General features: G+C 67.6%; 13 protein-coding genes and 1 pseudogene. 9 read left to right on the plus strand and 5 right to left on the minus strand.

Going from position 1 to position 14,555, the window contains the following annotated elements; translation table 11 throughout:
• Positions 1–10 precede the first annotated feature (10 nt).
• From ppk2 to OQ789_RS21660, 5 genes are all read left to right on the plus strand, one after another.
• Positions 11–871 carry a polyphosphate kinase 2 gene (gene ppk2, locus OQ789_RS21640; RefSeq protein WP_324688220.1) on the plus strand — a complete coding sequence of 287 codons (861 nt, stop codon included), beginning with the start codon at positions 11–13 and terminating at the stop codon, positions 869–871.
• A gap of 61 nt (positions 872–932) precedes the next feature.
• Entirely contained in the window at positions 933–1,454 is a 522-nt protein-coding gene (locus tag OQ789_RS21645) for a DUF6912 family protein (protein WP_324688221.1), read from the plus strand.
• Between the two features lie 98 nt (positions 1,455–1,552).
• Positions 1,553–2,740: a ferredoxin reductase gene (locus OQ789_RS21650; protein WP_420716171.1), complete on the plus strand. Its 1,188-nt coding sequence runs from the start codon at positions 1,553–1,555 to the stop codon at positions 2,738–2,740.
• Positions 2,741–2,880: 140 nt separating this feature from the next.
• Entirely contained in the window at positions 2,881–4,164 is a 1,284-nt protein-coding gene (locus tag OQ789_RS21655) for a fatty acid desaturase (protein WP_324688222.1), read from the plus strand.
• A gap of 354 nt (positions 4,165–4,518) precedes the next feature.
• Positions 4,519–5,589, plus strand: a complete 1,071-nt coding sequence (locus OQ789_RS21660) for an alpha/beta hydrolase (RefSeq protein ID WP_324688223.1) — start codon at positions 4,519–4,521, stop codon at positions 5,587–5,589.
• A 12-nt stretch (positions 5,590–5,601) separates the two neighbouring features.
• Here the strand turns inward: OQ789_RS21660 and OQ789_RS21665 are convergent.
• Positions 5,602–6,131, minus strand: a pseudogene (locus OQ789_RS21665) (hypothetical protein); the annotation flags it as partial.
• Positions 6,132–6,197: 66 nt separating this feature from the next.
• Between OQ789_RS21665 and OQ789_RS21670 the strand changes: the two are divergent.
• Together OQ789_RS21670 and OQ789_RS21675 are read left to right on the plus strand one after the other, a co-directional pair.
• The gene (locus tag OQ789_RS21670; RefSeq protein WP_324688224.1) at positions 6,198–7,346 is read left to right on the plus strand and encodes a hypothetical protein; all 1,149 of its coding nucleotides are present in this window, start codon (positions 6,198–6,200) and stop codon (positions 7,344–7,346) included.
• A 204-nt stretch (positions 7,347–7,550) separates the two neighbouring features.
• The gene (locus OQ789_RS21675) at positions 7,551–9,029 is read left to right on the plus strand and encodes an FAD-dependent oxidoreductase (RefSeq protein ID WP_324688225.1); all 1,479 of its coding nucleotides are present in this window, start codon (positions 7,551–7,553) and stop codon (positions 9,027–9,029) included.
• Between the two features lie 7 nt (positions 9,030–9,036).
• Here the strand turns inward: OQ789_RS21675 and OQ789_RS21680 are convergent, their stop codons facing one another.
• Positions 9,037–9,528 carry a DUF302 domain-containing protein gene (locus tag OQ789_RS21680; protein ID WP_324688226.1) on the minus strand — a complete coding sequence of 164 codons (492 nt, stop codon included), beginning with the start codon at positions 9,526–9,528 and terminating at the stop codon, positions 9,037–9,039.
• Between the two features lie 4 nt (positions 9,529–9,532).
• The gene (locus OQ789_RS21685) at positions 9,533–10,729 is read right to left on the minus strand and encodes a thiolase family protein (protein WP_324688227.1); all 1,197 of its coding nucleotides are present in this window, start codon (positions 10,727–10,729) and stop codon (positions 9,533–9,535) included.
• A gap of 92 nt (positions 10,730–10,821) precedes the next feature.
• On the opposite strand from OQ789_RS21685, the gene OQ789_RS21690 reads away from it, so the two are divergent.
• Positions 10,822–11,298, plus strand: coding sequence for a helix-turn-helix domain-containing protein (locus tag OQ789_RS21690; RefSeq protein WP_324688228.1), 477 nt, complete (start codon positions 10,822–10,824; stop codon positions 11,296–11,298).
• Here OQ789_RS21690 and rsgA read toward each other — a convergent pair.
• Positions 11,282–12,277, minus strand: a complete 996-nt coding sequence (gene rsgA / locus OQ789_RS21695) for a ribosome small subunit-dependent GTPase A (RefSeq protein WP_324688229.1) — start codon at positions 12,275–12,277, stop codon at positions 11,282–11,284. The genes OQ789_RS21690 and rsgA overlap by 17 nt on opposite strands.
• Positions 12,274–13,569: a 3-phosphoshikimate 1-carboxyvinyltransferase gene (aroA, locus tag OQ789_RS21700; protein WP_324688230.1), complete on the minus strand. Its 1,296-nt coding sequence runs from the start codon at positions 13,567–13,569 to the stop codon at positions 12,274–12,276. Before aroA ends, rsgA begins: the two co-directional genes overlap by 4 nt.
• Before the next feature lie 143 nt (positions 13,570–13,712).
• Between aroA and OQ789_RS21705 the strand changes: the two genes are divergently transcribed.
• On the plus strand, positions 13,713–14,471 hold the full coding sequence (locus OQ789_RS21705; RefSeq protein WP_324688231.1) for an SOS response-associated peptidase: 759 nt from the start codon (positions 13,713–13,715) through the stop codon (positions 14,469–14,471).
• The last annotated feature ends 84 nt before the right edge of the window (positions 14,472–14,555 follow it).

Raw genomic sequence — 14,555 nt, forward strand, 5'->3', positions numbered from 1 at the left:
ATTCGTTGCTGTGGGCACCCCGAAAAATGGCGGCGCGCCGGCGAAGCCGAAAAAGAAGAAGTCGGCTCGGCAGGGCGTGCCGAAGATTTCCGACGCCGTCTACGAAGACGAATTGTTCAGGCTGCAAACGGAATTGGTGAAACTGCAGGAGTGGGTGCGGCACTCGGGGGCGCGGCTGGTGGTGTTGTTCGAGGGCCGCGACGCCGCGGGCAAGGGTGGCGCCATCAAGCGGTTCACCGAGTACCTGAGCCCTCGGATCGCGCAGGTGGCCGCGCTGCCGGTGCCCTCGGATCGTGAACGCGGCCAGTGGTATTTCCAGCGCTACATCGCGCACTTGCCCACCAAGGGCGAGATCGTGCTGTTCGACCGGTCCTGGTACAACCGGGCCGGCATCGAGAAGGTCATGGGGTTCTGCACGCCTCAGGAGCACGCGCTGTTCCTGCGGCAGACGCCGATCTTCGAGCAGATGCTGATCGACGACGGGATTCTGCTGCGCAAGTACTGGTTTTCGGTGTCGGAGGCCGAGCAGCTGCGCCGCTTCAAAGCGCGGCTCAGTGACCCGGTCCGGCAATGGAAGCTCTCTCCGATGGACCTGGAGTCGGTCTACCGGTGGGAGGACTATTCACGCGCCAAGGACGAGATGATGGTGCACACCGATATCCCGGAGAGTCCGTGGTATGTGGTGGAATCCGAGATCAAGAAGCACGCGCGACTGAACATGATCGCCCACCTGTTGTCCACCGTGCCCTATGAGGATGTGGAAACGCCCAAGGTCAAGCTACCGGAGCGTCCGGTGGTGAGTGAGAACTACCAGCGCCCGCCGCGGGAGCTGTCGACGTATGTCGACGACTACGCGGCCACGCTGATCTAACCGTGGCGATCGCAAGAGCGGCGCGGCCGGTCGCGGCGGGTCGCCACCATCGAGCCGCAACATGACTGTCGTCTACATCCCCGCCACGCTGCCCATGTTGGCCCGGCTCGTCGCCGACGGCTCGTTGTCGGCGGTCAATGGCACCGCGTTCGCGTTGACGCCGAGGCTGCGGGAGGCCTACGCCGAGGGTGACGACGACGAGCTGGCCGACGTGGCGCTGCGCGAGGCGGCGCTGGCGTCGCTGCGGCTGCTGGCCGCGCGGGGGACGGAGGGGGTCGGCGCGTCGTCGGAGTCTCCGCGGCCCCGGCGCGCGGTGCTGGCCGCCGAGGTCGACGACGTCACGTACCGCCCCGACCTCGACGACGCCGTGGTCAGACTGGCCGGGTCGGTGCCGATCGGCGACGTGATAGCCGCCTACGTCGACAACGCCGGGGCTGAACCGGCGGTGGCGAAGGCCATCGAGGCCGTCGACGCCGCCGACCTGGGCGACGAGGACGCCGAACTGATCGTCGGCGACGCGCAGGACCACGATCTGGCCTGGTATGCCAACCAGGAGCTGCCATTCCTGCTGGAGCTCATGTGAGGTGATTCGGGTCGCAGCGCTGGCTACGACACCGTAGGTTACGGTACCGTAGGTTTCGTGGAACGCACAGAATCGATCACAATGTGAGCACACACCAGATGCCGCATCGTGAGCAGGAGCTTCCCCTGGGCAGACGTAACCCCTCGATCAAGGGCAACGTTGTCGAGACCACGCGTCCCGTCGTCGCCGGTGCGGACCGCCATCCTGGTTGGCATGCGCTGCGCACGCTCGCCGCGCGCATCACGACGCCGCTGTTGCCCGACGACTACCTGCATCTGGCCAACCCGCTCTGGTCGGCGCGCGAACTGCGGGGCCGGGTCTTGCAGGTGCGCCGCGAGACGGAAGACTCCGCGACCCTGGTGATCAAGCCGGGCTGGGGCTTCAACTTCGACTACCAGCCGGGCCAGTACATCGGTATCGGACTGCTGATGGACGGGCGCTGGCGCTGGCGGTCGTATTCGCTCACCTCGGCCCCGTCCGGCGCGGGCTCGCGCCCGAAATCCGGTTCGGCGCGCACCGTGACCATCACCGTGAAGGCGATGCCGGAGGGATTTCTGTCGTCGCACCTGGTGGCCGGTGTGGAGCCGGGCACCGTCGTCCGGTTGGCCGCGCCGCAGGGCAACTTTGTGCTGCCGGATCCGGCGCCCGCGTCGATCCTGTTCCTCACCGCCGGATCCGGGATCACGCCCGTGATGTCGATGCTGCGAACGCTGTTGCGCCGCAACCAAATTGGCGACATCGTTCACCTGCACTCGGCACCCACCCGGGCCGACGTCATGTTCGCGGCTGAGTTGGCCGCGCTGGCGGACGAGCAGCCCGGCTATCGGATGCTGTTGCGCGAGACCCGCACCCAGGGCCGGCTCGACCTGTCCGCGCTGGCGCGTGACGTGCCGGACTGGCGCGAGCGCCAGACCTGGGCGTGCGGTCCGGAAGGCATGCTCGCCGAGGCGGCGCGGGCATGGTCGGCCGCGGGCGTCGGCGAACGCTTGCACCTCGAGCGGTTCGCGGTGTCCAAGGCCGCGCCCGCCGGCGCCGGCGGCACGGTCACCTTCGCCCGAAGCGGACGCAGCGCCGACGCCGACGCGGCGACCTCGCTGATGGATGCGGGCGAGGGCGCCGGGGTGCTGATGCCCTTCGGGTGTCGCATGGGGATCTGTCAGTCGTGCGTGGTCGGCCTGGTGGAGGGACACGTCCGTGACCTGCGCACGGGCCAGGAGCACGATCCCGGGACGCGGGTGCAGACCTGCGTGTCGGCCGCCTCCGGCGATTGCGTTCTGGACATCTAGACATCTAATTCGACATCTAAAGGGACATTTAAAGGCTACTCACAGGTAACCTACGGATTCGTAGGTTACGATAGCGTAGGTCTGCGGCATGTTGCGTACCGAAGATGCCGACCGAAACGTACAACCGTAGGGAGATGACGATGGCGATCACAGACGTCGACGTATTCGCCCATCTGACGGACGCCGACATCGAGAACCTGGCCCGCGAGCTCGACGCCATCCGCCAGGACGTGGAGGACTCCCGCGGCGAGCGGGACGCCCGCTACATCCGGCGCACCATCGCGGCCCAGCGCGCGCTGGAGGTGAGCGGGCGGCTGCTGCTAGCCGCGAGTTCGCGGCGCTCGGCCTGGTGGGCGGGGGCGGTGACCCTGGGCGTGGCCAAGATCGTCGAGAACATGGAGATCGGCCACAACGTCATGCACGGCCAGTGGGACTGGATGAACGACCCCGAGATCCACTCCTCCACCTGGGAGTGGGACATGAGCGGGTCGTCCAAGCACTGGCGCTACACCCACAACTTCGTGCACCACAAATACACCAACATCCTCGGGATGGACGACGACGTCGGCTACGGCCTGCTGCGCGTCACCCGCGACCAGCGCTGGAAGCGCTTCAACGTCTTCAACCTGGTGTACAACACGCTGCTCGCGCTGCTCTTCGAGTGGGGGGTCGGCCTGCAGCATGTGGAGCTGGGCAAGATCGTCAAGAAGCGGATGGACCACGACGAAGCCCGCGAGCGGACCGATGAGTTCCTGGCCAAGGCCGGCCGACAGGTATTCAAGGACTATGTCGCGTTCCCGGCGTTGACCTCGCTGTCACCCGGGGCGACGTATACGTCCACGCTGAAGGCCAACGCCCTTGCCAACGTGATCCGCAACGTGTGGGCCAACGCGGTGATCTTCTGCGGCCACTTCCCGGACGGCGCGGAGAAATTCACCAAGACCGACATGATCGGCGAGACCAAGGGGCAGTGGTATCTGCGCCAGATGCTGGGCAGCGCCAACTTCGAGGCCGGCCCGGCGCTGCGATTCATGAGCGGCAACCTGTGCCACCAGATCGAGCACCACCTGTATCCGGACCTGCCGAGCAACCGGCTGCACGAGATTTCGGTGCGGGTGCGCCAGGTCTGCGACAAGTACGACTTGCCTTACACCACAGGTTCTTTCCTGTTCCAGTACGCCAAGACGTGGCGCACACTGGCCAAGCTCTCGCTGCCGAACAAGTACCTGCGCGACGACGCCGACAACGCGCCGGAGACGCGCAGCGAGCGGATGTTCGCCGAACTCGAGCCCGGTTTCTCGGGCTTCGATCCGGCCACCGGCCGCCGCCGCGGTCTGAAGTCTGCGATCGCCGCCGTGAGGGGTTGGCGGCGCGGCAGACGGGCGGCCGCGGCGCCACGCGCCGATGAAGGGCTGGCCGCTTAACCGCTTGGCACCCGCCCGGCCAGTCTGCACAATCCCCGCGCCGAATGTGCACTCACGGCGAACATTTCGCCGATTTTCCGCCCTGAGTGCACGTTCGGCGCGGGCTGTGGGCGAGGGGCCCTTACGTTTCGAACGCGATGGGCAGGCGCGTCGGCTCGCTGGGCCCGAAAACACCCGGCCTGGCCCGACAGTCAAGGTGTCGAAGTGCATTCAAGGACCGTGGATGCGAACATGATCGAACTGGCATGTGCTCATCTTGATCAACCTCGACACATGTGTGCGGGACGCTGGCGCCGGCCTAATATCTGTTCGGTAGGGCTGTGCCGGAACGCCCAATCACACAGGGGGCCGCCGTTGAAGGACAAGGGGCCCAAGGTTCGTTCCCTCGCCATCACCAGCGCCGCGCTGCGCGTCGGCGTGAAGGTGGTGCCCTGGATTCCGCCCTGGCTGAAGCGCCTGCTCGCGGGTGGCAGACGGATCACCATCGACGGCAACACTCTTGACCCCACGCTTCAACTGATGCTGGCCGGCCAACGACGCACTCGCACCGGGGGCCTGTCGGCTACCGGGGATCCCGACGTCGCCCGTGCCCTGATGCGTAGCTCGCATTCGGTGATGGCCGCCGAAATCGGTTTACCCACAGCGGATTTCACCATCCCCGGTCCCGATGGCCCGCTGCCGGTGCGGCACTACCGGCCGGCAGTCGAGGGGCCCGCCCCGCTGCTGGTCTTCTTCCATGGCGGCGGGTTTGTGGTGGGCGACATCGAATCCCACGACGGGCTGTGCAGGATGATCTGCCGGGATGCCGCGATACATGTGTTGTCGGTTGACTACCGGCTGGCACCGGAGCACAAGGCCCCGGCCGCGGTCGACGACTGCTTCGGGGCCTATCGATGGGTGCTGGAGAACGCCGCCGGACTGGGCGCGTCCCGCATCGGCGTCGGCGGCGACAGCGCGGGCGGAAACCTGGCGGCGCTCGTTGCACTGCGCAGCCGCGACGAGGGAGTTCCGCAGCCGGCGCTGCAGGTCCTGCTCTACGCGGTGCTCGACCTGTCCGAGGAAACGCGGTCACGAAAGCTGTTCTCCGAGAGCTTCTTTCTGTCCAGGCGCGATCGGGACTGGTTCGCCGATCTGTATCTGGGCGGCACCCGATTCGCCGCGGACAATGCGCGAGTATCGCCGTTGCAGGCGGCAGATCTCTCCGGCCTGGCCCCGGCCCTGGTGCTCACCGCGGGATTCGATCCGTTGCGCGATGAGGGCAACGAGTACGCCGCGGCGTTGCGCGCGGCCGGTGTGACGGTGGACCACCGCCAGTTCGATGCGCTCACACACGGTTTCGCCAGCATCGCGCCCTTCGGGGGCGGCAGCGCCGACGCGGTCATCGCCACCATCTCGGCGATCCGGGCCCACCTCAGCCGCGGCTGAGACAGTTGGGCATCAGGGGTGTGCGACGAGATAGGTTTCGTTGTCCAAGCCGGCGGTCAGCTCCTCGACATCCAAGGGGCGGTCCAGCCGTGCGTGCAACGCCTTCGGATCGATCACCAGGCTGATTTCCGCCGTCTGACGGGCGAAGAGCCGTCCGATGTAGGGATAGATGCGGCGTATGATCGCCTGCTCCGCGCTGGTGCAGCGCGATGCGCAGTAGCCGACGTGGCCGATCTCGTCGGTGAGGATTTCGCTGTCGGGCAGTTCGATGCGTGCGGCGACCGCGGGTTTGTCGGCGAAAAGCCTTGCGCTGGCGCGGCGCAACTCGTCGAACATGATGCATCCCGCCTTCTCGGCGGCCTCGACGAACTGCCGCATCACGAACGGCGGCGGGACCACCTGGAAGGTCAGGTCGAACACATCGGGCGCATAGGCCAGCAGCCGGGTGTGATAGTGCTCTTCCAGTTCCAGGTAGACGTTCTCGGGCGGCACGCTCTCGTCGCTGTTGGCCCGTAGGTCTCGCCCAGCCCCACCCCGAACTTGCTAAACATGTATCGTCAAGCTTTCGGTAAGCGCGTGCACACGCCAGTGACTGAGGACGCCGACGGATGAGCGGTCAATGTAGCGACGACATCGAAGGCATCGCCACCCGCCTGGGGTTCAGCTGCGAGCACGCGTCGCCATGGGTGACGGTGCGCAATCCGTTCGGGTTGGCGAATTGGACGCTGCCGATACTCGAACTGCTGGTCGTCGCAGGCGGCGCGCTGGCGCTCTGGTGGGCAATCCATCGGCTGCGCCGCGACAGGGACCCCGCCAACATCGTGATCTGGTTCGCCACGGTCATCTACCTGCTCATCGTCGAGCCGCCGCTGTATTTCCCGACCGTCTTCGGTATCGACCGCTCCATCGGTGCGGTCTTCGCGCACAACGTCTTCACGGTCCAGTTCATGTATGACCGGCTGCCGATCTACATCGTCGCGCTGTACCCCGCGATGATGACGCTGGCCTACGAAGTGGTTCGCAGCCTGGGCGTATTCCGGGACTGGGGCGCCATCGTCGGCGCGGTGTGTGTGGGATTCGTGCACAACTGCTTCTACGAAATCTTCGACCAACTGGGTCCGCAACTGCGCTGGTGGGCGTGGAACACCGGCAACCCGATCAACCGTCCCATGCTGGCCTCGGTGCCGATGAGCAGCGTCTTGCTGTTCGCGACCGTTGGGCCTGCCTGTGTCGCACTGTTTACCCAGCTGCTGGTCACCCGTCCCATCGAGCGCGGGCGACGGCTGAGCCGAATTGCGTTGACCGGCCGCACGTTTGGTGTCGCCATATTGGTGGTGGTTGGCCTGGTGGTCGCCAATCTTCCGCTGCTGCTGGCCGGTGGCGAGCATCCCGACAGCGCACTGCGACGGGCGCTGTACTACACCATGCTCGGTGCGTTCGCGGTGGTGGCGATCCCCGTCCTGTTGCGGCAGTGGCGCAACTCCGCGTTCACGCCCGGGGCGCGCAACCGCTTCGTCGCGGTCTTCGGGTCCGCGTTCCTGGTGGTGCTCGGGGCGCTGTGGTTGTCGGCCCTGCCCGCCTATCTGAAGGCGTCGCACGGACTTACGGCCAACGGAACGCCCACCGGCAGCCTGACTTACGCGGTGGCATGCTTCCTGCTTGCGGTCGCGCTGACGGTGTCGGTGACAGTACGCGCCGGCCGTCCAGCGGCCCTCACCCGCCGAAAGCCGGCGGCCCGGCGCGAGGTAACGCCATAACCGAGCTGAAGATCCGGCGCATCCGCTTCGAGCGCGACGGCCGAGGCGACGACGTGTGCGACCGGTACAGCCACGTAGCCACGTAGCCACGTAGCCCGCCGAGCCACCCAGTCCGACGACTCGCCGGGTTTGCGTAGTCGATTACTCTATGCCGCGCTATGGTGCGGACGGACCATTACCACCGGTGCGAGGAAAGGTGGTCCGATGTCCGTATCCCAGTCCCCGCGGGTGGAAACCTGCGACGTCTGCATCGTCGGAGCAGGGATCGCCGGGCTCAACGCCCTGTTCGCCGCGAGCCGATACCTGACGCCCGACAACAAGGTGATCCTGATCGACCGTCGGCCGCGCGTCGGCGGCATGTGGGTCGATGTGTACGCGTATGTGCGCCTGCATCAACCGCACCCGATGTTCACCGCGGGCAACATCGCGTGGACCATCGGCAAGGATCGCGCCTACCTGGCGACCAAGGGGGAGGTGCTCGACCATTTTCGGCACTGCGTCGACGTGATACGGCAGCGCGTGCAGGTGGACGAGTACTTGGGCTGGGACTTCGAGTCGGCCGAAGAATCGAACGGAATCGTCCGCGTCACCTCCCGGGCTGCCGACGGCCGGGCGCTCGTCGTCGAGGCTAAGCGATTGATCAAGGCCTATGGCCTGGCGATCACGCCGAACGAACCGCTCGCCCTCTCCAGCGCACGCGTCCACTCGGTGTCGCCCGACTACTCCGACGTCCGGGTGGGCGACATCAGCAAAAGCGATGCGCCGGTGTGGATCATCGGCGGCGGAAAAACCGCGATGGACACCGCACACGCGTTGATCACCACATACCCCGGCCGCCAGGTGAACCTCGTGGCCGGGCACGGAACGTTCTTCTCCAAGCGCGAAAGCCTGTTGCCGAGCGGCGCCCGGCGGTGGTGGACGGGCACACCCCCGAGCGCGCTCGCCACAAAGCTGAATCGCCGGTACGACGGCACGAACGAGGCGGACGTCCAACGTTGGTACCGGTCCACCCATGGCACGTTCTTGACCCCGCAGGCGGACAACTTCGTGTTGGGGGTGCTGTCCGAGGCCGAGAACCGCACGATCTCCGCGGGACTGAACGATGTCGTCATGGACTATCTCGAGGATGCGGTCGACCGCAACGACACGACCGAGTTGGTGTTGCGCAGCGGAGCGACGAAGACGATCGAACCGGGCAGCTGGGTGGTCAACTGCACGGGATACGTCAAATTCGCCGAGGAGACCTCGTACGAGCCCTACGTTTCGCCCAGCGGCGCAGTCGTTTCCATCAACGTACGGTCGTCAGTACTGCACCTGCCCGCGTTCATGGGGTACTTCATGGGCCATCTGCTGTTCCTGGGCAAGCTCGGTCAGCTGCCGTTGTACGAAGTCGACTGGAAGGAGCTGAGGCAGAAGGCGCCGATGGCGTTTCCGTACGTGCTTTTCGCGCTCGTCGGGCACAATCTCAGCCTGATCTACGACAACGTCCCCGCCCGGGTATTCAACGAAAACGGCCTCGATTTGGACAAGTGGTACCCGCTACCGCGCCGCCTGCCCGGCTTGGCGCGCTTCATGTTGACGCACCGCCGCGAACGCGAACGCCAGCGCCGCGTTCTCGACACGGTCCGCGAACGTTTCGATGTGCGCTGCGGCCCGCTGGGCGAGGACTACGCCACCGCGTAACCGGGCGTCACGATCCGTTGGTCACCTTTTCGGCCAAGGCCGCCAGCTTGGCATCCAGTTGCTGTGCGGCGCTGAGCAATTCGGGATTGGTCTCGACCACCATCAACGACGACGGCTTGACGTAGGTCAGGCTGCTGCCCGCGCCCTCGTCGGCCAGCAGCAACTCGACCGGGGCGAACAGGCCGGCCTGCACGTCGTGGCGCAGCATCGTGATGGCGATCAGCGGATTGCCGAGAATCACCCGCAACGCCTTGCGGTCGATGCCGGCCTTGCCGATCCAGGCGCCGTGGTCCACCGTCCCGAACAGCGTGAATCCGCTTGGCCCGATATAGGATTCGACGCGGTCCTGATATGACTTCCAGTCGCCGGTGCCGGTGGCGATGTCGTTGATCGGCACCGGCTGCTCGCCGATGTCGGCGAACAGCGTCGTGCGTAGTTCGTCGTAGCTCTTGGTGCTGTCGTAGCGGACACGCACGCCGTCGAAGTGAGTCTCGGTCATCGGATTAGCCCAACCGCTCGATGATGGTGGCGTTGGCCATGCCGCCGCCCTCGCACATCGTCTGCAGCCCGTACCGGCCGCCGCGCTGCTCGAGGGCGTTGACGAGCGTGGTCATGATCCGAGCGCCGCTGGCGCCCAACGGATGACCGATCGCGATCGCACCGCCGTTGACATTGGTCTTGGCCAGATCGGCGCCGGTGTCCTGCGCCCAGGCCAGCACGACGGGCGCGAAGGCCTCGTTCACCTCGAACAGGTCGATGTCGGCGAGTGTCAGCCCGGCGCGCCGTAACACTTTCTCGGTGGCCGGAATAACCCCGGTCAGCATGTACAGCGGGTCGGAGCCAACCACGGTGCTGGTATGGATCCGAGCCAGCGGGCGCAGCCCCAGCTTTCCGGCGGCCTCGCTGCTGGCGATCAGCACCGCGGCGCTGCCATCGGACAACGGCGAGGAATTGCCGGGTGTGATCTCCCAATTGATCTGCGGAAAACGGGCTTTGGCCGCATCGCTGTAGAACGCCGGCCGTAACCCGGCCAGTGTGGCGACCGTCGTCCCGGGGCGGATGATCTCGTCGGTGGCGAGCCCGGCGACCGGAATGAGTTCGTTGTCGAACAGGCCGTCCTTGGTGGCGCGGGCAGCCTTCTCGTGGCTGGCGGCGGAGAACTCGTCGAGCTGGGCGCGCGAGAAGCCCCACTTCGCGGCGATCAGTTCGGCGCTGATGCCCTGCGGCACCAGGCCTTCGGGGTAGCGGCGGGTCATGTCCTCGCCCATCGGGTTGCTGCCCGGCGAGACCTGGCTGCCCATCGGCACGCGGCTCATCGACTCCACGCCGGCCGCGATGACGAGGTCGTAGGCGCCTGCGATCACGCCCTGGGCGGCGAAGCTGATGGCCTGCTGGCTGCTGCCGCACTGGCGGTCGATCGTGACGCCGGGAACCGACTCCGGGAACCCCGCGCCCAGCAGGGCATTGCGGGCGATGTTGGCCGCCTGGTCACCGGCCTGGGTGACGGCGCCGGCGATGACGTCGTCGACCTGGGCCGGATCCACGCCGGTCCGCGCCACCAGCTCACGCAGGCTGTGCGCCAGCAGATCGGCGGGCAATACGTCGTGCAGCGCGCCGCCGGGCTTGCCCTTGCCGACGGGGGTACGGACGGCCCCGACAATCACGGCATCGCGGACCCCGAAACTGGGATGACTGGCCATGGCTCCTCCTCGAGTCCTTCTGAGTATGGACTACTATACCCAGGTAAACACCTCGGTACACTGAAAGCAACCCAGCCGCGGAGGTGATGTTGATGACACTGCTGCAAGGACCGCTGGCCGACCGCGACGCATGGTCGGCGGTGGGCGAGTGCGCGATCGAGAAGACCATGGCGGTCCTCGGCACCAAGTCCGCGATGCTCATCATGCGCGAGGCGTACTACGGCACCACGCGTTTCGACGACTTCGTCAGCCGGGTCGGCATCACCAAGGCCGCCGCCTCGGCGCGGCTGAGCGAGCTGGTCGAGCTGGGGCTGCTACGGCGCAGGCCCTATCGCGAGCCCGGGCAGCGCAGCCGCGACGAGTACGTGCTCACCGACGCCGGCATCGATTTCATGCCGGTGGTGTGGTCGCTGTTCGAGTGGGGGCGCCGTCACCTGCCGGGCCGCAACCGGCTGCGGCTGACCCACCTGGGCTGTGGCGCCGAGGCGAGCGTCGAAATCCGTTGCAGGGAAGGGCATTTAGTGCCGCCCGACGAGCTCGGCATACGGCTGGCTAAGAAGTCTGGTTGAGCGCGGCCAGCAGCCGGCGCGCGGCGCCGACGCGGCGCACGGCGGGCCCGGTCAGCCTGTCCAGCGCACATTCCGGGTCGGCGGGTGGGCCCAGATGTCCACAGCCGCGCGGACAGTCCTCGATCGCGGTGGCCAGGTCGGAGAACGCCATCATGACGTCGTCGGGCCGAATGTGTGCGAGCCCGAACGACCGGATGCCCGGCGTGTCGATCACCCAGCCGGTGGCGCCCGGCGGCCCGTTCAGCGGCAGCGCCACCGACTGCGTCGAGGTGTGCCGGCCGCGGCCGATCTCGGTGACCTCGCCGACGGCCCGATCCGCCTCCGGCACCAGGCGATTCACCAGGGTGGACTTGCCGACGCCGGAATGGCCCAGCAGCACGGTGATCTTGCCGGTCAGCAGGTCGGCCACGGCGAGCAGGGGATCGTCGCGGCCCGCAGCGACCACGGTCAGGTCCAGGTCGGCGAACTGCCGCGCGAACGGCTCCGGCGGGGCGAGGTCGGTTTTGGTCAGGCACAGGATCGGCGTGAGGCCGCCTGCGTACGCGGCGATCAGCGTGCGGTCCACCAGGCCGGTCCGGGGCGGCGGGTCGGCCAGCGCCACCACGATCAGCAGCTGGTCGGCGTTGGCGACCACCACCCGTTCGGTGAGATCGGTGTCATCGGCGGTGCGCCGCAACACCGTTCGGCGCTCACCGCGGCGCACGATGCGCGCCAGCGTGTCCGGCCGCCCGGACAGGTCGCCCACCACATCGACGTCATCGCCGACCACGATCGGGGTGCGGCCCAGTTCGCGTGCCCGCATGGCGGTGACCCGGCGATCGACGTCGCCGCCCAGCACGCATCCCCAGCGGCCGCGGTCGACGCTGACCACCATCGCGGCCTCGGCGTCGGCGTGCTCGGGGCGTGTCTTGGTTCTCGGTCGCGAGCCCCGGCCGGAGCGGATCTTGACGTCGGACTCGTCGTAGTCGCCGGGCCTCACATGCCGGGCTCTTCCCGCATTGCCAGCATCCGGGACCACAACCGCGGAAAGTCCGGCAGCGTCTTGCCGGTGGCGCCGATGTCGTCGACCTCGACCCCGTCCACCCGCAGCCCGACGATCGCGCCCGCCATCGCCATCCGGTGGTCGGCATACGCGCGCCACACCCCGGGCCGCAGCGGCGTCGCGGTGATCCGAAGGCCGTCGGGGGTTTCGCTGCACTCGCCGCCCAGGCGGTTGATCTCGGCGCTGAGCGCCGCAAGCCGATCGGTCTCATGGCCGCGCAGGTGCGCGATGCCGGTGAGCCGCGACACCGAACCCGGCGCCGCCAGCGCCGCCAGCGCGGCCACCGACGGCGTCAGCTCGCCGACCGCCCGCAGGTCGACGTCGAAACCGTCGTAGTCCCCGGGGCCCCGCACCTCCAGGAACGAATCAGACTGTGTGACAACCGCATTGAGCTTGCCCAACACGGCCATGATGTTGTCGGCGGGCTGCACGCTGCTCGACGGCCAGCCGGTGATGCGCACCGCGCCGCCGGTGACCACCGCGGCCGCCAGGAAGGGGACGGCGTTGGTCAGGTCCGGCTCGACCTCCCAGTGCCGCGCCGCGACCGGTCCGGGCCGTACCGTCCAGCGGTCGGGCACGGAGTCGTCGACGTCGACACCGGCCTGGCGCAGCATCGTCACCGTCATCGCGATGTGCGGCGCCGACGGCAGCGCCGACCCGGTGTGCCGCACGGTCAGGCCCTCGGCGAACGAGGCCGCGCACAACAGCAGCCCCGAGACGAACTGCGACGAGGCCGAGGCGTCGATGTCCACGGTTCCGCCGGTGACCGTTCCGGTGCCCAACACCCGGAACGGCAGACCGGAACCGTCGACCTGGACGCCGAGTCCGCGCAGCCCGTCCAGCAGCGGCGCGATGGGCCGGGTCCGCGCCTGCTCGTCGCCGTCGAATTCCACTGCCGCCTCGGCCAGCGCCGCCAGGGGCGGCACGAACCGCAGCACCGTGCCGGCCAGGCCGCAGTCGATTCGGGCCGACGGCCGCGGGGCGACGCGACCGCTGACCTTCAGGTCCGTCTGGTCACCGTCGACGCGCAAGCCCAGCGTGCGCAGCGCCCCGATCATCAGGTCGGTGTCGCGGCTGCGCAGCGCCCCGCTGATGGTCGCACCGTCGCTTCCCAACGCGGCCGCCAGCCCCGCGAGCACCAGGGCCCGGTTGGTCTGCGACTTCGAACCCGGAATGGTGACGGTCGCGTGCACGGGGCGCGGTGCCAGGGGGGCGCTCCACGTACTCATCCGTCCATCATCACCTGTCGCCGGTTTCTGCCACCAATGACACCTGTGGCTCTGCCACCAAATGACACCTGTGGCTCTGCCACCAAATGACACCTGTGGCTCTGCCACCAAATGACACCTGTGGCTCTGCCACCATGGGATGTATGTGTGGACGGTTCGCGGTGACGACCGATCCGGCCCTGCTGGCCGAGAAGATCAAGGCGATTGACGAGGCCACCGGCGCTGGCTCGACGGCGCCCAACTTCAACGTGGCCCCGACCTCGACCATCGCGGCCGTGGTCAGCCGGCATTCGGAGCCCGAGGACGAGCCGACGCGGCGGGTGCGGCTGATGCGCTGGGGTTTGGTGCCGCCGTGGGTCAAGGTCGGGCCGGACGGGACGCCGGACACCAAGGGCCCGATGCTGATCAACGCCCGCGCGGACAAGGTCACCACGTCGCCCGCTTTCCGGACCAGCGCCAAGTCCAAGCGCTGCCTGATCCCGATGGACGGCTACTACGAATGGCGGGTCAACGCGGACGACGCGGCCGGCAAGAAAACCCGTAAGACGCCATTCTTCATGTACCGCGAAGACGGGGAGCCGCTGTTCATGGCGGGCCTGTGGTCGGTGTGGAAGCCGGCTAAGGACGCGTCGCCGCTGCTGAGTTGCACGATCATCACCACCGATGCGCCGGGGGAGCTGGCGCAGATCCACGATCGGATGCCGCTGGTGGTGCCCGAGCGGGACTGGGACCGGTGGCTCGACCCGGATGCCGCGATCGACGAGGAGCTGCTGGCCCGCACGCCGGATGTACGCGCCATTCGGATGCGCGAGGTGTCGACCCTGGTCAACAACGTCCGCAACAACGGCCCGCAGTTGCTCGAGCCGGCCGAGCCGGAGCCCGAGCAGGCCACACTGCTTTAGCGCTTTCACGCCGCGTGGCCGTCGCCGCCATCGTGTTCGTCGTCGTCTTCGTGGTGGAGGAGTTTTTCGGGGTGGTGGAAGGTG

This window comes from Mycobacterium sp. 94-17 (genome assembly GCF_035617725.1).
Classification (GTDB): domain Bacteria; phylum Actinomycetota; class Actinomycetes; order Mycobacteriales; family Mycobacteriaceae; genus Mycobacterium.

What these genes read in the sequence shown, in the direction of transcription:
- OQ789_RS21645 (WP_324688221.1), top strand. Translation starts at nt 933, where the DNA reads ATGACTGTCGTCTACATCCCCGCCACGCTGCCCATGTTGGCCCGGCTC.
- OQ789_RS21650 (WP_420716171.1), top strand. Translation starts at nt 1,553, where the DNA reads ATGCCGCATCGTGAGCAGGAGCTTCCCCTGGGCAGACGTAACCCCTCG.
- OQ789_RS21655 (WP_324688222.1), top strand. Translation starts at nt 2,881, where the DNA reads ATGGCGATCACAGACGTCGACGTATTCGCCCATCTGACGGACGCCGAC.
- OQ789_RS21670 (WP_324688224.1), top strand. Translation starts at nt 6,198, where the DNA reads ATGAGCGGTCAATGTAGCGACGACATCGAAGGCATCGCCACCCGCCTG.
- OQ789_RS21675 (WP_324688225.1), top strand. Translation starts at nt 7,551, where the DNA reads ATGTCCGTATCCCAGTCCCCGCGGGTGGAAACCTGCGACGTCTGCATC.
- OQ789_RS21680 (WP_324688226.1), bottom strand. Translation starts at nt 9,528, where the DNA reads ATGACCGAGACTCACTTCGACGGCGTGCGTGTCCGCTACGACAGCACC.
- OQ789_RS21685 (WP_324688227.1), bottom strand. Translation starts at nt 10,729, where the DNA reads ATGGCCAGTCATCCCAGTTTCGGGGTCCGCGATGCCGTGATTGTCGGG.
- OQ789_RS21690 (WP_324688228.1), top strand. Translation starts at nt 10,822, where the DNA reads ATGACACTGCTGCAAGGACCGCTGGCCGACCGCGACGCATGGTCGGCG.
- aroA (WP_324688230.1), bottom strand. Translation starts at nt 13,569, where the DNA reads ATGAGTACGTGGAGCGCCCCCCTGGCACCGCGCCCCGTGCACGCGACC.
- OQ789_RS21705 (WP_324688231.1), top strand. Translation starts at nt 13,713, where the DNA reads ATGTGTGGACGGTTCGCGGTGACGACCGATCCGGCCCTGCTGGCCGAG.